The 17688-nt window shown below is 51.7% G+C and carries 16 protein-coding genes; 12 read left to right on the top strand and 4 right to left on the bottom strand.

The window, feature by feature from the left end; genetic code table 11:
- The first annotated feature begins 33 nt into the window (after positions 1 to 33).
- From EHV07_RS20230 to EHV07_RS20200, 7 genes are all read left to right on the top strand, one after another.
- A complete protein-coding gene (locus EHV07_RS20230) occupies positions 34 to 1767 on the top strand; it encodes a DUF4153 domain-containing protein (RefSeq protein ID WP_147199931.1) in 1734 nt (577 codons plus the stop codon).
- A gap of 110 nt (positions 1768 to 1877) precedes the next feature.
- On the top strand, positions 1878 to 2927 hold the full coding sequence (locus EHV07_RS20225) for a DUF1176 domain-containing protein (protein WP_254446280.1): 1050 nt from the start codon (positions 1878 to 1880) through the stop codon (positions 2925 to 2927).
- A 127-nt stretch (positions 2928 to 3054) separates the two neighbouring features.
- Entirely contained in the window at positions 3055 to 3768 is a 714-nt protein-coding gene (locus tag EHV07_RS20220; protein WP_254446279.1) for an integrase, read from the top strand.
- On the top strand, positions 3761 to 4432 hold the full coding sequence (locus EHV07_RS20215; protein ID WP_147199929.1) for an RES family NAD+ phosphorylase: 672 nt from the start codon (positions 3761 to 3763) through the stop codon (positions 4430 to 4432). The genes EHV07_RS20220 and EHV07_RS20215 overlap by 8 nt, the downstream gene beginning before the upstream one ends.
- 111 nt (positions 4433 to 4543) lie before the next feature.
- Positions 4544 to 5605 carry a DUF1176 domain-containing protein gene (locus tag EHV07_RS20210; protein ID WP_147199928.1) on the top strand — a complete coding sequence of 354 codons (1062 nt, stop codon included), beginning with the start codon at positions 4544 to 4546 and terminating at the stop codon, positions 5603 to 5605.
- 9 nt (positions 5606 to 5614) lie between these two features.
- Positions 5615 to 6562, top strand: coding sequence for a type IV toxin-antitoxin system AbiEi family antitoxin (locus tag EHV07_RS20205; RefSeq protein ID WP_147199927.1), 948 nt, complete (start codon positions 5615 to 5617; stop codon positions 6560 to 6562).
- Positions 6516 to 6926, top strand: a complete 411-nt coding sequence (locus EHV07_RS20200; RefSeq protein ID WP_147199926.1) for a hypothetical protein — start codon at positions 6516 to 6518, stop codon at positions 6924 to 6926. The genes EHV07_RS20205 and EHV07_RS20200 overlap by 47 nt, the downstream gene beginning before the upstream one ends.
- Here the strand turns inward: EHV07_RS20200 and EHV07_RS20195 are convergent.
- Positions 6873 to 7772: a LysR family transcriptional regulator gene (locus EHV07_RS20195; protein WP_147199925.1), complete on the bottom strand. Its 900-nt coding sequence runs from the start codon at positions 7770 to 7772 to the stop codon at positions 6873 to 6875. The two genes, EHV07_RS20200 and EHV07_RS20195, sit on opposite strands and share 54 nt — an antisense overlap.
- A 191-nt stretch (positions 7773 to 7963) precedes the next feature.
- Between EHV07_RS20195 and EHV07_RS20190 the strand changes: the two genes are divergently transcribed.
- From EHV07_RS20190 to aroD, 4 genes are all read left to right on the top strand, one after another.
- Complete coding sequence (locus EHV07_RS20190; RefSeq protein WP_147199924.1) at positions 7964 to 9448, top strand: UbiD family decarboxylase; 1485 nt, start codon at positions 7964 to 7966, stop codon at positions 9446 to 9448.
- A 70-nt stretch (positions 9449 to 9518) separates the two neighbouring features.
- Positions 9519 to 10238, top strand: a complete 720-nt coding sequence (locus EHV07_RS20185) for a DUF554 domain-containing protein (protein ID WP_147199923.1) — start codon at positions 9519 to 9521, stop codon at positions 10236 to 10238.
- 249 nt (positions 10239 to 10487) lie between these two features.
- Positions 10488 to 12026, top strand: a complete 1539-nt coding sequence (locus EHV07_RS20180) for a NosD domain-containing protein (protein WP_147199922.1) — start codon at positions 10488 to 10490, stop codon at positions 12024 to 12026.
- A gap of 135 nt (positions 12027 to 12161) precedes the next feature.
- Entirely contained in the window at positions 12162 to 13061 is a 900-nt protein-coding gene (gene aroD / locus EHV07_RS20175) for a type I 3-dehydroquinate dehydratase (RefSeq protein ID WP_147199921.1), read from the top strand.
- 50 nt (positions 13062 to 13111) lie between these two features.
- On the opposite strand, the gene EHV07_RS20170 is transcribed toward aroD, so the two are convergent.
- The 3 genes from EHV07_RS20170 to EHV07_RS20160 all read right to left on the bottom strand — a co-directional run bounded on the left by EHV07_RS20170 (position 13112) and on the right by EHV07_RS20160 (position 16645).
- Positions 13112 to 14446 (bottom strand): MFS transporter, encoded by a 1335-nt coding sequence (locus tag EHV07_RS20170; protein ID WP_147199920.1) that lies wholly within the window; start codon positions 14444 to 14446, stop codon positions 13112 to 13114.
- A gap of 95 nt (positions 14447 to 14541) precedes the next feature.
- Positions 14542 to 15480: a 2-hydroxyacid dehydrogenase gene (locus tag EHV07_RS20165; protein ID WP_147199919.1), complete on the bottom strand. Its 939-nt coding sequence runs from the start codon at positions 15478 to 15480 to the stop codon at positions 14542 to 14544.
- Between the two features lie 172 nt (positions 15481 to 15652).
- Entirely contained in the window at positions 15653 to 16645 is a 993-nt protein-coding gene (locus EHV07_RS20160) for a LacI family DNA-binding transcriptional regulator (protein WP_147199918.1), read from the bottom strand.
- Between the two features lie 275 nt (positions 16646 to 16920).
- Between EHV07_RS20160 and idnO the strand changes: the two genes are divergently transcribed.
- Positions 16921 to 17685, top strand: a complete 765-nt coding sequence (idnO, locus tag EHV07_RS20155) for a gluconate 5-dehydrogenase (protein ID WP_147199917.1) — start codon at positions 16921 to 16923, stop codon at positions 17683 to 17685.
- Positions 17686 to 17688: the final 3 nt, after the last annotated feature.

Here is a 17688-nt window from a genome sequence, read left to right as displayed (position 1 = left end):
ATCTTTTTTTTAGCTAAACAGCAAGGAACCGCTATGTTGCCAAAAGGCGTTTTACCAGTAAGTACCCGCTGGATGATTATCATTATTGGGCTATTCGCGGGGCTGCTTTGGGCTTTGCCGGATGGCCTTAGCCTGCATGAGCGCTATGCAGTTTATCTGCCGCCGCTTTCTCTCGGCGCGGCCAGCGTGCTGGCTTTTACTCTTACGCGACCGGGCGCAATAAAGCCCTGGCTGTGCGCGTTGGCAGTACTGCCTGTTATCGCGCTAATGACAGGGTGGCTGCGCTGGAACTTTCCGACTCTTCCGCAAGGCGAGTTCAACTTTAGAAATATCTGTGCCGTCATTTTTATGCTCAGCATGTTGATGCCTGCCGTTCAGGCTTTCTGCAATAAGTCAGAAGAGAGCGAAGGCAAAGTACAAATGAGCGTAGATATAGCCGATGCGCTGTGGCGCAATACGTTTACTCTGGGTATGACCGGCATTATAACCCTGCTGTTCTGGCTGGTGCTGTTAATCTGGAGCAAACTGTTCAGCGCAATTGGCATTACGTTTTTTGACTGGCTGTTTTTTAATAATGTCTTTTTTGCCCCAATGGCAACCGGCATGGTAATGGCTGCCAGCATTGGATATTGCAAAGGCATGGCGAGTCCGGTCAGCGTGTACCGTCAACTGGTAACTCTGGCGGCCAGCGCGCTGTTACCCTTGCATGCTATCGTATCACTGTTGTTTCTGGCCTGCCTGCCGTTAACCGGCCTGGCGGGCCTCCCGCATGCGCTTTCAGCGGCAACAATATTGCTTACCATAACGCTGATGATGCTGGTATTTAGCGCCGTCGTTGATAAAAGGGCGCTCAGCGCATCGTTCTGGCGGCGTGGTATGGGGCGTATCGTGCTGATAGCGCAATTTCTTACTCCACTGCTGGCCGCGCTGGCTGGCTGGGCATTATGGATACGGATTAATGAATATGGCTGGACGGTAGAGCGGGTCTATGGCGTTGCAATAGCCCTGATCGCTTTTATCGGTTCGCTGCTGCTTGTGTGGTTCCAGCGCCGTGCCTGGTCTCAGGGCGCGGGCAGCATGAAGACGTATACCGCTTTGATGCTGGGTTTAACAGCACTTGGCTGCTTCCTGCTTCATACTCCGGTGGCCGATCCTTATCGTATTGAGATAAAAAACCAGCTGGCGCGCTTTAAGCAAGGCACAGCAAAAGCGAGCGAGATGGATATTTACTCATTCAGCACTGCGGGCCGTCGGGGGATGCAGGCGTTACAGACAGTAAACCAGCATCCGCAATGGCTCTATTCTCCTGCTGATCAAAAGCAAATGCTGGTACAGCTCCTGGCGGAAAAAACGGGTAAAACGTATCAGCAAGCGGATGTCGGCGAACTGCAACGCAGTATCCCATTACGAACAGGCAGTGAAGCGCCGCCAGAAAGCTGGTGGCAATCTCAGGCAAATTATCTCGATCATTCCCTTGCTACCTGCATGGTGGATAAGGATACCTGTCTGCTCTGGATGCAGGATCTCAATAACGATGGGTCGCTGGAAGTGCTGCTCTATAACCGTAATCAGCAGGAGATCGTTATCTACAAAACCGGTGAAGAAGGCTGGCGTCAAACAGGAAGCCTGTCCTTGCGGGATAAAGATCCGAACATTGAAAAAAGTATTCGTGAGGAAGTGCCCGGGACGGCGTTAAAACCCTGGCGCGATCTTAAAATTGATGGTCATCGATACCCGGTACAATATTACGGGAACGACGACGAATAATCATTATAACAGCCCGCACCTTCGCTGGTGCGGGTTACAAAAACAGTCAAAGCAGCGAATCCCGCAGCTGAAATATAAAAATGACATTTTTAACTGGCAGGAGCCGCGAAGTGAATATACCGATCAAAACAGCTTTCCTGATACTGGCTGCGTTAAGCGCACCGGCAATAGCCAGAGAAAGCGGTACCTACTTCTATCATAAAAACTGGGAAGTCGCCTGCGACAACACCCTGACCTGCCGTACTCTGGGTTTCGAAAGGGATCGGGAAATGGACAGCTCGGTTCTGCTTACCCGACAGGCTGGCAGGGACACTGTTCCCACCGGTGAAGTGATGCTGGAAAAAAACGACCTGCGGGACGATTCCACCGTAAATAAATTAACGATATGGATTAACGGCAAGTCAGCAGGCGATCTCACCGCAGCTGAAAACGGTGTCTGGCGGTTATCTCAGCCGCAAACACTGGCACTTATTAGTGCAGTAAAAGGGAACGGCAACGTCGAATTTAAAGGCGGCGAATCCTCATTTACGCTCTCAAACGATGGCGCTTATGCCACCATGCTGAAAGTGGATGATGTACAAGGCCGTATCGGCACACCGGGAGCCTGGACGAAAACGGGTGATAAACCGGAAAGCAGCGTCGCTAAGGCCATCTTCCAACCCGTGATTCAGGCAGCAAAAGTCAGCCAGGCTCAGCCTCGCATCCTGAGCAAATCAGAAGTCGCTGCGCTCAGGCCACGCCTGCTCGCCACGCTGAACGAGGATATGGATTGCGAGCGTATGACGTATCCCGGCCAGGAAAATATCAATGGAGAAATCGATAAAGACGAATTTACGCTGACTCCGCTTGATGACCATCACGCCTTAATTTCCACGCTGTGCTGGAGCGGTGCTTATAACGAAGGGCATGGCTACTGGATAATTGATAAACAGCTCAAAGGGGATCCCGTAGCGGTCACTAACGCTGGCTATAAGTATCAGGATGGCGTCATTTCAAGCTACTTTATGGTCAGCAGCATGGGCAACTCAGCGACGGAAGAACAGTGGGTATGGGAGGGTAAAGCTTTCCCGAAAAGCCGCTCGGTGCTGTGGCGGTCAAGGAGTGAGGATGGCGGCTGGGAGATGCCTCTGCTGGTAACGGAAGTGAAAACGGCTAAATGACTGAAAAAATAACTAATCTGCTGGCTTCACCAGGCGTCATTATCGTTTTTGACAAAAGCACAGTGACAAAATTTCCATCAAGAATATAATGTATATAACCAATATATCCTGTTCCGTGATGGAGCGAATGATGTCAGCGAAAGCCAATACTGTACGGCGTAATGAATATTCATTTAACGTTCAAACGTTAAACGGCGCTCAGCTCACTAAGCTGGAAACGAATGCAGATAAAGATTATCTGGTCATTGATTTAGGGCAGGCTAAAGAACATAGCCCGGTTTTTAATGAAACCATCAAAGTGGCGATGCGGGCGGCCATGAATGCTGTTCTGGCATCGTTGAGCATGCCTGAGACCGCAGCGCCTGAAACCGCTGTCGCTCGCCGCAAAGTGCCTGACGAGGCTCTTACTGAAGCAAAGCCGGAAAAATCGGCGCGTGCGGAACGAAATGCACAGCGTTTGCAGCAATTAACTGCCCGTATTCTTGCGGATTCAGAATGGCTGACGGCTCGAGAGTTGTCTGAGAAAGCTAACTTCCGCAACACGAATCCGAGTGCAGGCCCGAACCGCTGGAAGGCTGCTGGCGCTCTTTTTGCTATACCGCTGAATGGCAAAGACAACTATCCGGCATATGCACTGGATGAAGGATTCAGACCAATTCCTGTTGTTAAACAAGTTATTAGATTGTTTGAAGGGAGGAAAACTCCCTGGGGATTAGCTATCTGGTTCGGTTCAGAAAATAGTTGGCTGGCAGGCAGAAAACCGAAAGATGTGTTGATAACTCAGCCACAGCAGGTACTCGAGGCGGCCCATGCCGAACTGGACGGGGGAACCCATGGCTGAGTCGGATAACAGGGATGTTGCCGTTCGCAAGTTGCGGAAACCCAAACATGTATTAGAAGTCAATTTCACAACATGGATAGCGGGCAAACCAATTTGCCGGATACATTCGGCAAACTTTAACGCTCTCCAGTTTAATCCAGGAAAAGGCAACGCCCGGTTTAGTCCTTTAAGCAATGGTGTATCGACTTTGTATGGTGGTGAGAACATTGGCGTTGCCATAATGGAAACGCTCTTTCATGATTTACCGCCAGATTCAGCAGGAGTTCCCTACGATTTGGCAAAACTGGAAGGTGCGGTTCATTCGGTCATCAAACCCTGCACCAATCTTACTCTGGTTGATCTTAATCCTAAAACGCTTCGCAGAATGGGCATTACACGTTCTGAATTACTTGATTCATCCGCCGATCAGTATGTTTTCACCCGTGAATATTCTCTGGCCATTTATTTGAATTTCTCTGAAGTGCATGGCTTGCAGTGGTCTTCAAAACAGCATGGAAGTACAGCCTTAATGCTATTTGGCGATCGGGTAAAACCAGAAGATTTCAGCGTGTTAATTGAGTCACAGCCACTTTTGGAATCTGCCGCCGTAATAAACGCTATCGAATACGAAGCCGATCAGTTGGGGATTGTACTTATTGAACCGTTGGGCGGTTATGGGCCATAGCGCCTGTAATATAATCAACTGATTAGGTGAAAGGTAGCACCCTGAATAAAAGATTTCCTATTGAATCCCTAATTGTTCAAACTCTTCGGCTTATCTCACAGGAGAGATCGCGTGAAAGCCTCTTATACAACAGCCTTGTTCTTATTCAGTACCCTTACTGCACCCGTCCTCGCCGAACAAAGCGGCATCTCATTCGAGCATAAAGACTGGGAAGTGACCTGCGACAACACCCTGACCTGTCGTACCGCTGGTTATGCCAATGAAGAAGGCGCGGGCGGTTCGGTGCTGCTTACCCGACAGGCTGGTGCGAACACGGTTCCCACCGGTGAGGTCATTTTGTCGGAGACCGACTCGGAAGATGAAGCACCTGTTACTAAGCTGACCGTATGGATTAATGGTGTTTCAGCGGGCGATCTCACCGCGGCTGAAAACGACACCTGGCGGTTATCGCAGCCGCAAACCCTTGGGCTGATCAATGCCGTTAAGGGCAGCGGCAAAGTCGAGTTCAAAGGCGGCCACACGCCCTTTATGCTCTCAAACGATGGCGCTTACGCCGTCATGCTGAAAGTGGATGATGTGCAGGGCCGTATTGGTACGCCAGGCGCATGGACCAAAAAGGGAAATAAGCCGGAAAGCGGCGTAACCAAAGCCGTACCGGCGCCGGTTATTCAGGCGGCGAAAGTCAGTAAAGAACCTTCCCGCCTGCTGACCCAACAGGAGATTACCGCGCTAAAGCCCCGGCTGATGGCTACGCTGACCGACGATCTGCAATGCGATCGCCTGAACCCGGATGAGGAAGAAAAGGGCAGTATTAGCGACGAAGAGAGCGACAAGCTGACCTATATCCCGCTGGATAACACCCATGCTCTGATCTCCACGCTTTGCTGGCGCGCTGCCTACAACGAAGGGTACGGCTACTGGGTTATCGATAAAGCCTTAACCGGTAAACCTGCGATCGTCACGGATTCCGGCGATGATTACCGCGACGGCGAGATTTCCTGGTTCCAGAAAGGTCGCGGCATTGCCGACTGCGTCAGTATGGCCGGATGGGTATGGGACGGCCAGACATTCCAGAAAACCCGACATGCGAACAGCGGGATGTGTCGCTATATCCGTGCGGGTGGAAGTTGGGATTTACCGGATTTTGTGACCGAGGTGAAGCCAGCGCCCTGACCGGATTTTTTGATTCTATTGAATGCCGATCGGGCTTCAGTTAATCAGGATGGGCTGGCGACGTTAGTCAGCCCAAATGGGCTACCATTTATCTTTTCATTAAACGTTAAAAAAATTCACCGTAAAGAGTCACTTAAAAGCATTGTTAACAATACGGCGCACGTTACAACGGCTGCTCCTCTGCTGCTTGTTTGTAATCAGCTGACCCCCACTCTTGCTGAGTATTGTCACAGTAATCACCTGAACTTTATCGATATCGCAGGCAATGCAGGGATAAATGTTCCCGGGCTGTATGTACTTATTGAAGGTAAAACGGCAGAGAAAATAGTCGCGCCTAAGTCCCGACTGGCTGAAGGCGTCATGAAGCTGCTTTTTGTTCTGCTATCCCAACCTGAATCCTTAAATGAGACCTACAGAAGCCTGGCTGTGAAAGCCGGTGTTTCGCTGGGGATGGTGAGCAAAGCTTTTGAGTATCTTGCCGCACAAAAATACTACCGTAAAACGCAGTCTGGCCGACGCTTAATGAATGCCGAAGAGCTGCTGGTATTGTGGCTACGAGACTACGCTTCGGCCTTGCTTCCAAAATTATCAGGTGTTCGCGTAGCGGGTTGCGATTTGTGGCAGGATATCCCACTGGGTGCAGGAGAGTATTGGGGTGGGGAGGTGGCCGCCGCTGAATTAAGTGACGGTTATCTGGTACCGGAAAAGGGACAGTTATTTACGCCCTATGCTTTGTCAGTGCGCTGTAAGGAACTTGGGTACAGGCCAATGCATGACGGCCAGCTACAGCTGATATCCAGCTTCTGGGGACGGGATTTTCAGCTAAATGAAAAAGCAAAGGTGATGCTGTGCGTAGCGGATCTGCTGGCCAGCGACGACGACCGCAACAAGGAAGCAGCAAGGATTATCAATGACAAATACCTTAAGCTTAGCGATACCGCTCTTTTCAGTTACTGAGTCGCTGTTAACCGATATCCATAATGTCTGTTCTGAGCAGAATCTTCCTTTCTTTATCGCCGGGGCTACAGCCCGCGAAATATTACTTCATCATGTATACGGAAAAAGCATGGGCCGCCGTACGCGCGATATTGATGTAGCTATATTTGTTGAGGAATGGCAGGAATTTTATTCCTTGAAACAAAGTCTGCTACAGCATGGAGCCAGTGAAAAGGCAAAAAACATTCATCGATTGATCTGGCAGGACACCGAGCTGGATATCATTCCGTTTGGGGGGATCACGCAGGAGAATAAGATTGCCTGGCCTCGCTCAGCATCCCCCTTTCTCAGTCAGTTCCCGCGCATAATTAACAAAGTTCTTTAACGTGCGGTGATAACGACGCCGCTGCCAGGCAAGCATCAGCGTGGTGGTGGCTTGTTCATCAATCAGCTGACAATAGCCCACGTCGGGCAGCAGAACCGAACGCTGCGTTTCCGGCACCACGGTGACGCCCATGCCCATCGCCACCAGTCCCATTGCGACCGAAACGTCGCGCGTCACCTGAATCTTTCCCGGCGTGAATCCCGCACGCTGACAGGCAGAAAGTACCGACCAGCCCAGCCCGATACCCGGTGGATCTTCCTGAATCAAAAAGGTTTCATCAGAGAGCTGGCTGAGGCAGATACGTTGCTGCCCGCACAGCGGATGATTAGCCGGTAAGACGGCGGTCAGGGGGCGGGTGACAATATTCAGATAATCCAGTTCGTCGTAACGCGGCACCGGCGAGCGAACCAGCGCGATATCGAGCCGGTCATCCATTAACCGTGTGAGCTGATTGTCGACATTGTGTTCTTCAATTGTTATCTCGGTGGTGGGCCAGGCCTGTCGATAACCATTGATTAACATTGCCAGACTGGGGTCGAGAATGGAACTGCCGACATAACCCAGCGTCAGGTGGCCCTGCAATCCCTGCTTCAAAATATTGGCATGTTCGCGAAACCGCGAAAACTGGCTAATCGCAATTTTAGCCCGGCCAATCAGCTGCTCGCCTTCCCAGGTCAGGGCGACTTTGCGCTTATCACGGACAAACAGCGGCAGGCCGAGCTCCTGCTCCAGCGCCTTAATATGCTGGCTCAGCGCGGGCTGGGCAATATTCAGGCGGCAAGCCGCATTGCCAAAATGCAGCTCTTCCGAAAGGACCAGGAAAGCTTGTAAATGCCGGTATTCCACGCTGAGTCTCCCTTTTTTTGGTGATAATAAACGCTTATTTAAAACAGGGTAATGCTTATTGGACAAAGTTGGCTGGAATTCTAAAACTGATAGCACAGCGAATCATGACCTTTTCCCCGCAGTCGAAGGGTCTGATTAAACCGCACCCTTTAGTTAGCTTCAGTCAGAATCACAGCTTAAGAGGTTTTAAAATGTCTGAGAATCAGAAGAAAGTAACAGACTTACGCAGCGCAATTGAGGTGCTGAGTCAGTACGATGACGAGCTCATTTACACCGATGAACCGGTAGATCCGATTGCTGAGCTGTCTGGCGTTTACCGTTATGTTGGCGCAAACGGTACGGTGATGCGCCCGACCCGTATCGGCCCTGCCATGATTTTTAACAAAATCAAAGGCTATAACGACATGCGCGTGCTCATCGGGCTGCTCTCTTCCCGTCAACGCGTTGCTCATCTGTTTGGCAGCACCCCTGAAAAACTGGCCTTTATGTTGAAAGACGCGGCCAGCAATCCAATCGCACCGATTGTTATTCCGCAAGAAAAAGCCGTCTGCCAGGAAGTGGTGCATCTGGCCAGCGATCCCGACTTCGATATTCTGAAAATCCTGCCTGCCCCAACCAATACGCCGGAAGATGCCGGTCCCTATTTTACGCTGGGCATGTGTTACGCCGCCGATCCAGAAACCGGCGAGCATGATGTGACTATTCATCGCCTTTGCGTGCAGAGCAAAGATGAAATCTCCATGTACTTTGTGCCGGGTCGTCATCTGGACGTGTTCCGTCAGAAAGCGGAAGAGAAGGGCGAGCCGCTGCCGATCTCCATCAGCATTGGCGTGGATCCGGCCATTGAAATCGGTGCCTGCTTTGAGCCGCCAACTACGCCGCTGGGCTTCGATGAGCTGTCGATTGCCGGTAGCCTGCGTAATCAGCCCGTTGAGTTGACGGACTGCGTCTCTGTTCATGCGCGTGCCATCGCCAATGCCGAAGTGGTGATTGAAGGCGAACTGTTGCCAAACGTGCGCGTTCAGGAAGATCAGAACACCAACACCGGCAAAGCGATGCCGGAGTTTCCGGGCTATACCGGCGATGCCCAGGCCGCCGTGCCGGTTATCAAGGTGAAGGCAATTACCCACCGCAAACATCCGATCCTGCAAACCTGCATCGGCCCAAGCGATGAACATACCAACATGGCGGGCATCCCAACGGAAGCCAGTATTTTGCAGATGGTCGAGCGCGCGCTGCCGGGCTTTGTGCAGAATGTTCACTGCCCATCACCCGGCACCGGGAAATACCTCGCCGTGCTGCAAGTGAAGAAACGTTCTCCGGCAGATGAAGGAAGACAGCGTCAGGCCGCGTTGCTGGCATTCTCAGCTTTCTCAGAGCTGAAGCACGTGATGCTGGTGGATGAGGATGTCGATCTCTTCGATATGAACGACGTGATGTGGGCGATGACCACGCGTTATCAGGGCGATGCCAGCACCGTGTTTATTCCAGGCGTGCGCTGTCATCCGCTTGATCCCTCTTCCGATCCGGCATTCAGTTCGTCCATCCGTGCGCACGGTATCGCCTGCAAAACCATTTTCGACTGTACCGTGCCTTACGATCTGAAGCATAACTTCAAGCGCAGCGCATTCCTTGAAGTGGACGTAAACCGTTTTATTCCCGGCTTTAAAAAATAAGACGCGCTTGGGTCAGGGCTGATTTACCGCGCTGGGGAGAGTCAATGAAATCCATCAGGAGTACCCATCAGTGATAGTAGGACCCTATATTAACGGCTCTGCCGTTTTCCTGGGCGGCATCATCGGCGCGGTACTCAGTACCCGCCTGCCGGAACGTATTCGGCTCAGCATGCCGTCGATTTTTGGTGCCGCCTCAATGTGTATGGGCATCGTACTGGTGGTCAAAGTCGTTCATATGCCGGTAATGGTGCTTTCAGTGATTTTAGGTTCGTTATTAGGAGAACTGATTTATCTGGAAAAAGGCATCGGTAAAGTCGGCGGCAAAGCGAAAGGGCTGGTGGAGCTGTTAGTGAAACCGGGGAGCAGTGATGAAAGTGCGCAGGAGCAATTTTTACATCAATACGTCTCTATCATCGTACTGTTTTGCGCCAGCGGGACGGGTATTTTTGGTTCAATGCATGAAGGCATGACCGGCGACACCAGCGTGCTGATTGCCAAATCCTTCCTGGATATTTTTACCGCGGCTATATTTGCTACGTCATTGGGTTTTGCAGTAGCCATTATTGCCCTGCCTCAGCTGATTATTCAGTTAGCGCTGGCGCATGGTGCAGTCTACATAATGCCCTTGACCACTTCTGCAATGCAGGCTGATTTTTCTGCCGTCGGTGGTGTATTGATGTTTGCTACCGGGTTTCGGATCTGCGGTATTAAAATGTTTCCTGTAGCAAATATGATACCCGCGCTGGTTCTGGCAATGCCAATATCCGCAGCCTGGGTGCACTGTTTTTGAGTTAAAAATAAAATACAAGTCGGCTCATTCATAAATATTATGGGTGGGCCTCGGCGTGTCTGGTATATAACTATTTTTATTGTTGTATGTTTGCTGGCTAATTTGATTTTGATCATAAGTTTTATTGTAGACAGGCGTATCTTTTTTTAAGAAATAATGAGTACCTCTTTTGTTTATAAACGATCGCTTACGATAATACGGATGAGCGCAATCGCGCTTATTATTATGGCTCTCAATGTCAGGTGAAACATGTTTAAAAATAAAATTGCCGTTATGCTGTCTCTGCTTTTATCTTTTGCCGTTACGGCTGAAGAGAACGTCTTGCCAGAAAAAGACATACTGAAAGTTAACGCTGCTGCTGATAATGGTCAGAATGGCACGTTGCGATGGGCGTTGGAGAAAAATAATCAAAATCCAGGTCGATATAAGATAGAGATAGATTTTAAAGATAATGCCCCGTTAGTGATTAAGCCAGGCAAGCCTTTACCAGAAATTAAAGGGCCAGTGGATATTATTAATATGAACTGGTTACGGGAAGGGACATATATTGCCATTGATGGCTCTGGCTATATCAAACCTGTCGATCCCCGCAGCTGTCCGGGTGCAGAAAAAGGGCAGTATGGCGCAAATGTCCGCACCAACACGCTGCCGGGGTTGGTTCTGCGCGATACGCATGACGTCACCATTCAGGGGCTGGAAGTGCGTAATTTTTGTATCGGTATTTTGCTAAACCGCGCCAGCAACAACGTAATTGAAGACAACCGCTTTGTGGCAAACCACGGTGGTGCCGGACTGATGATGACCGGCGACGATGGCAAAGGAAACTCAACGGCCACTACCACCCAGCGCAACAAAATTCTGCGCAATACCTTTCTTAATAACGGCGACGGCATGGAGGCAACACGCGGCGCTTCGTTCAATCTGATTGCCGATAACTTAATCACGACCGATGCCAGTAATCAGGAACCGTCTCAGGGGCTGGAAATGCTGTGGGGCAATGATAATCAGGTGATCCACAATACGTTTCAAAACTATTCAGACGGCGTGCAGATAAACTGGGGAAACCGCAACTATATCGCTGCCAATATGTTTAAGAATTTATCCTCTGCCGTTACGCTTAGCGGCACAGATAATATCGTAGCGGGAAACCGTATGGTCAATAATCGCGTTGCCGTCGCGGTTCGGCCACAGGGCGTGGCGGGCAAAGATGGCCGCTTTGGTATTAACCGTATTACCGGACCAAATCGCGATCGCATTTCGGAAAATATTATGATCGATAATGGTAAGGATATTAAGCGCTGCTTTGCTGGCGGCAGCTGCCTGCCTGATTATGCCGGTGCGATAGTGTTTAATGTGCCAGGCCTGGAACATGCCGATTTCCCAGGAAGCCGCGGTGGAGGCATCAGTAATAATGCATCCACGCTTGAACGTATTTGTGCGCTTGATGGTAACAGTGCAGGTTGTGAGAAAACACCCAATGAAAACCAGCTGCCGCCGGTTATTTCACAGGCTGCTCACCAGGGCAACGATCTTATCGTGAGTGGCAGTGTCAAAGGCGAAGCCAATACTCTGTATCGCATTGAGTTCTTCGCTAACAGTAAAGCAAACAGAGACGAAGCTGAAAACTTTCTTGGCTATGACATGGTGCCGGTTCACGCAGATGGGCAGGGCACGTTTAAATATATATTACCACTGACGGATGACATCGTGGTCGCTAACGTTACCAGCACGGCGACGACGGAAGATGGCGCTACATCGCCCCTCAGCAAGCCCGTAACAGCAAAGTAATAGAGACAGTGCTTATTTATCTGTAAAAATAATGTTCGGTAACTCAGCGTTAATGGCTTTTGTTTCTATCCCGTAATTCGGCGGTCTTTAATCCGCTGAAGATAATAACGATCCGTGCTTAATGGAGTAGTAAACGTGAATTTACGAAAAATGGTTATAGCAGTCTCATTATTACTGGGTACACAAAGCGGCGTTGTGGCTTTATCTCAGGCCCATGCGGCGTCCACCAGCCAGGCGGCAGCGGCTTTTACCCAGCGGCATGCCGTCCCGTTGAAGATCAATAACACCCTTATCGGCCAGGGGGCGCCTAAAATCATTGTGCCCACCACCGGCGCCACTGCGGAGCAGGTGCTGGCACAGGCAAAAATGATTGGTGAAAACCCGGATGCCGACCTGATTGAATATCGAATTGATTACCTGAATTTTGCCAACGATCCCGCGCAAGTTGCGGCGCTGGGCAAAAAAATTGTGGCCGAAGTGAAGGGTAAGCCGCTGATCCTGACTTTTCGCACTAAGGCGGAGGGGGGAGCAAAAGTGATAACGGACCAGGCCTGGGGCGATCTCTACCTGGCGCTAATCAAATCGCATTTTATTGATATTCTGGATGTTGAAATGTTCCGCCAGCCCGCGGTGGTGCAAAAAGTGGTGGCTGCGGCACATGAGGCGGGTATCAAGGTGGTGATGTCCAGCCACGATTTTAACAACACGCCCGACACCGCTGAAATAGTTTCGCGGCTGCGTAAACAGGATGAAATGGGGGCAGATATCCTGAAAATCGCGGTAATGCCGCACAATGCAGGAGACGTACTGAAATTGCAGGATGCCACTGCGCAAATCCGCGAGCGCTACTCACGCAAACCACTGCTGACCATGTCCATGGGCGGGCTGGGAGCCGTCACGCGAATCACCGGCCAGGTGTGGGGATCGGATCTCACCTTTGGCATGATCGGCGAGGCATCGGCTCCAGGTCAGATCGAGGTCAAACCGCTGCGCCAGGCGCTGGAAACCATCAATATGGCGATGACCGGGAAATAAGGTTTAGCAGGATGTTCGGGTGGCGGGCCATCCCTGGCCCGTTTTTCGTCTTAATGCCCCTGATGCGACACCTCGCCCTGCATTTTCTCCTCCTCTGCCTGTTTCTTCGCGGCGGATTTTTCATCGTCTGATAAATCACAGCCTTTTGGCAACGTCGCAGCAAGAACGCCCGCGATGATCAGCGAAGCGGCCAGCGCGCAAACGGCGGCGCCCTGACCGTAGACATACGTCATGATCCCGACCAGATACGGACCGCAGAAACCGCCGAGGTTGCCCAGTCCGTTAATCACGCCACGTGCGCTGCCCGCCAGCTCCGCCGAAGCGATGCGGCCAGGGATAGTCCAGAAGGGACTGGTTGCCGCCTTGAGGAAGAAGCCGCTGAACACCAGCGCGATATAAGAGGCGACAATATGCTGATTCAGTCCGACCGAAGCCAGCAGCGAGGCGGCAAAGCAGAACAGCGAGACCATTACCCAAAAGCGACGTTTACCGGTGCGGTCGCTCAGCCAGGAAATCAAATAGATACCGGCAATGGTGGCGACAAACGGCAGGATAGCCAGCACACCAACGCCCGCCATATTCGCGCCGGTCAGATTTTTCAGGATGCTGGGCAGCCACAGCGTATAGCCGTAATCACCGGTCTGATAAAAGAAGTTCAACAGCACCAGCTTCATCAATCCCTTACTGCGAAACACCTCTTTCAGGCTTGCCTTGCCCGGCGGCGTTTTTTTCGCGCGCTCTTCCCGATCGCGTTTTAGCTCGGTCAGCAGATAGTCGCGCTCGCGTGCCGGTAACCAGCGCGCTTCTTCAGGCCGATCGCTGATCGCTATCCACCACACCAGCAGCACGAACGCAGAAAGCACGCCTTCGATGATAAACAGCCAGCGCCAGTCAAACATATTGATTATCGTGCCGGAGATCGGCGCGGTGAACATGCCGCCAAGCGGCGCAAACATCATTACAAAAGCATTGGCGCGGCCCAGCTCTTTTTCGGGGAACCAGTTACTGACCATCGTCAGCACTACCGGCAGCATTCCGCCTTCGGAAACACCCAACACAAACCGCAGGGCCAACAGCTGCCAGTGGTTGGTGACAAAGCCGGTGGCGATGGAAACCACCATCCAGGCCGCCAGCGACCAGGCGATAAAGCGCTTACCGCTGCCGTTAACGGCAATCCGACCGCCAGGCACCTGTAAAAACAGATAGCCGATAAAGAAAATCCCGCTGGCGACACCCGCCATCTGGCTGGTGATCGCTAAATCTTTTTCCATCCCGCCGGGCAGGGCAAAACTGATATTGACCCGGTCCATAAATGAAATAATGCAGGTAATCAGGATCGGGGCTATTACACGCAGCCAGCGTGTTCCGGGTATCTTATTCTTCATCTCTGACCCTCGTTAGAGTAAGGCGTGAACGTGCCCCACGCCTGTCTGGCAGGATGAAAAGAAGTTATCCCGTCATCCTGAACTGATAAAAGGAATTAAATTGCGTTAGGGAGATCATCTGCTTTGAAAAAGGCTTCGACGTTGGCAAAAACGACATCACTCATTTTTTGGCGGGTTTCGTGCGTAGCGCTGCCAACATGAGGTTGTAAAACCACATTGCTCATGGCTATTAACTCTTCCGGCACCTGCGGTTCCTGCTCATAAACGTCCAGTGCGGCACCGGCTATATCGCCTTTACGTAAGGCCTGAATTAACGCGCTTTGATCAACCAGCGTGCCGCGCGCAATATTAATCAGCCAGGCGTGTTTTGGCAGGGCATGTAAAACATCAGCGTTAACCAAACCTTTGGTGGATTCGCCACCGGCGGCGGCAATCACCAGGAAGTCGCTATCGCGTGCCAGAGACTGCACGTCGTCGTGCCAGGCGTAAGGCAGCGCGTCATGACGGCTGCGGCTGGTATAGCTGATTTGCATATCAAAACCAGCGGCGCGGCGGGCAATCGCCTGGCCAATATTGCCCATGCCTAAAATGCCGATGCGTTTGCCGCTAACCTGATTGCCCAGCGTCGGGGCGGTATTCAGCCATTTGCCCTGACGGACGAAGCTGTCGCCCTGACATAAGCGGCGTGAGGCGGCCAGCAGCAGTCCCATGGCCATATCGGCCACATCGTTGGTCAGCACGCCAGAAGTGATGGTGACGGCAATATTTTTCGAGCGGGTATAGTTCAGGTCTGTGGCATCGGTACCCACACCGAACACGGCAACCAGGCCCGCGTTGGGCAGCTGTTCCAGCACCTCTTTGCGCACGCCGACGTCACCACGCGTGACCACCGCCTTGATGGTGTCGCCTTTGTCGGCCAGAAACGTCTGCGGGTCATCCTGCTCAAAAAGACGGTGTACCGTCCAGGCCGAAGCAAGGCGATCGAGCAGGGCGTCAGGTACGGCAGCGATTAACAGGATGGCTTGGGTCGTCATAAATATCTCCCTTCGGAATGCGATACGTCGGATACGTATTATTAAAGGCGTTCCTGAAGGATTTTTTGTGACGAAGATCACACTGAATCGTGTTAAGAAATCGTGTTACCGACTACGTGATCGCCAGGACAAAACCGGCACGATCGGCAGGGATTTTTAGGGGGGAAGAGGCTTAAATAGTGGCACCCATCGATAAACGATAGTGCAAATCTACACGCTCGATAGCCGGCATATTATTGATTTTTTTAATTAAAATTTCGGTGGCGGTTTTGCCCATCTCAAAGCGCGGCGTGATCACGCTGGCCAGTTTTGGCGTGGTAACCTGTCCGATTTCCAGCCCGTGAAAACCGGCAATCGCCATTTCTTGAGGCACCGCGATACCCGCCGCCAGACACTCCTGTAAAACGCCGACGGCCAGGTCGTCATTGGTGCAGAGAATGCCGTCCATATCGGGATACATTTGGCGTGCCAGCGTCATCATGCCCGCGCCGGTCGACACGGAAGACACTTTGTTCGGTGAGATGCGTCCTGCCTGCAAACCCGCGCCCGCCATCGCCTGGCAATAACCCGCGTAGCGCTGTTCATCACGAATATCGGACATCGATCCAAAGTAGATAATGCGTTTTTTACCGCTGCCGATCAGCATACTGGCCATATCAAAACCGGCCTGATGGTTGTTAAAGCCAACGTTAACGCGACCCTGAGTGGTCGTCAGACCCATCACTTCTGCAACCGGAATGCCGGAAGCCTTGAGGTATTTTTCTGCCCGCACCGTATGAACCGATTCAGTTAACAAAATCGCCTTAACATTAAACGCTAACACCGTGGCGATCTGCTCTTCTTCGCGCTGGCTGTCGTAGTCGTAATTAACCACCAGCGTCTGGTAGCCCTGAGCGCCGGCGACCGATTCCACACCGGCCAGCAGCTCGGAAAAAATCTGGTTATGAAAAGAAGGGATTAACACGCCGATACGGGGCAGGGCGTTGCTGGCGATAGCGTGATTATCGGGATCGGGCTGATAGCCCACTTCGGCGATGACGCTGGCAATGCGCTCGGCGGTGTCGGGCTTTACTTTTTCCGGCGTGCGTAAATAGCGGCTGACGGTCATTTTCGTTACGCCCGCCAGCGTGGCGATATCGTGTAACGTGATGCGTTGCATTTTCATAGAGGGTCATCAGCCTGCCGGTTATAGCCTGTCATTATGCCTGCTGCGTGACATAAAGGAAATTAACAAAAGCTGCGCTTAACTTTATTTGCAGCGCCTTGATTCATGGGAAAATTCGTGGCGGATCACAGCGCTTGTAACCTGCTTCTGTAACACTTTTTAAAGTGATCTCCATCACAGTTTTATAGCGGCAAAAGCCGTGTGATAAAGCTCACACCCGTCGCATCTCTCCGGGCACGCCATTGAATGCCTGAAGGTTATGGAGCAGGAAACCTATGAATCAACTCTTCAGCTTAAAGAACAAACGCATTTTACTGACCGGCTCGGCGCAGGGTATTGGCTTTATCATGGCGCGTGGCCTGGCGGAACAGGGAGCGGAAATCATCATAAACGGCACGTCACATGAACGTGCGGAAAACGCCGCGATGAAATTACGCGATGAAGGTTATACCGCGCATGTGTCGGTCTTTAACGTTGCCGATGCGCCCGCCGTGGAGCAGGCGATCGATCATATTGAGCGCACCATTGGCCCGATTGACGTGTTATTCAATAACGCAGGTATTCAGCGCCGTCATCCTTTTACCGAGTTTCCATTGCAGGAATGGAACGACATTATTGCCACCAATCAGACCGGCGTGTTTGTGGTTTCCCAGTGCGTGGCAAAAAGGATGATGGGGCGACAGGCCGGGAAAATCGTTAACATCTGTTCCATGCAGAGCGAGCTGGGGCGCGACACCATTACCCCTTATGCCGCCGCCAAAGGCGCGGTCAAAATGTTGACGCGAGGCATGTGCGTTGAGCTGGCCCGTCACAATATTCAGGTCAACGCCATCGCACCGGGCTATTTCCAGACGCCGATGACGCAGGCGCTGGTGGATAATGAACAGTTCACCGACTGGCTGTGTAAACGCACGCCTGCCGCACGCTGGGGCAATCCGGAAGAGCTGGTTGGTGCGGCCGTATTCCTTTCGGCAAAAGCATCCGATTTTGTTAACGGTCATCTGCTGTTTGTGGATGGCGGTATGCTGGCGGCAGTTTGATAA

This window comes from Pantoea sp. CCBC3-3-1 (assembly GCF_007981265.1).
GTDB lineage: Bacteria > Pseudomonadota > Gammaproteobacteria > Enterobacterales > Enterobacteriaceae > Erwinia.
Note: the sequence above shows the minus strand (reverse complement) of the source record. Positions and strands in the feature narration are given on the sequence as shown.

Excerpts from the sequence above, each read along its gene's own strand:
- EHV07_RS20230 (WP_147199931.1), top strand. The coding sequence starts at position 34 with ATGTTGCCAAAAGGCGTTTTACCAGTAAGTACCCGCTGGATGATTATC.
- EHV07_RS20220 (WP_254446279.1), top strand. The coding sequence starts at position 3,055 with ATGATGTCAGCGAAAGCCAATACTGTACGGCGTAATGAATATTCATTT.
- EHV07_RS20215 (WP_147199929.1), top strand. The coding sequence starts at position 3,761 with ATGGCTGAGTCGGATAACAGGGATGTTGCCGTTCGCAAGTTGCGGAAA.
- EHV07_RS20200 (WP_147199926.1), top strand. The coding sequence starts at position 6,516 with ATGACAAATACCTTAAGCTTAGCGATACCGCTCTTTTCAGTTACTGAG.
- EHV07_RS20190 (WP_147199924.1), top strand. The coding sequence starts at position 7,964 with ATGTCTGAGAATCAGAAGAAAGTAACAGACTTACGCAGCGCAATTGAG.
- EHV07_RS20180 (WP_147199922.1), top strand. The coding sequence starts at position 10,488 with ATGTTTAAAAATAAAATTGCCGTTATGCTGTCTCTGCTTTTATCTTTT.
- EHV07_RS20170 (WP_147199920.1), bottom strand. The coding sequence starts at position 14,446 with ATGAAGAATAAGATACCCGGAACACGCTGGCTGCGTGTAATAGCCCCG.
- EHV07_RS20165 (WP_147199919.1), bottom strand. The coding sequence starts at position 15,480 with ATGACGACCCAAGCCATCCTGTTAATCGCTGCCGTACCTGACGCCCTG.
- EHV07_RS20160 (WP_147199918.1), bottom strand. The coding sequence starts at position 16,645 with ATGAAAATGCAACGCATCACGTTACACGATATCGCCACGCTGGCGGGC.
- idnO (WP_147199917.1), top strand. The coding sequence starts at position 16,921 with ATGAATCAACTCTTCAGCTTAAAGAACAAACGCATTTTACTGACCGGC.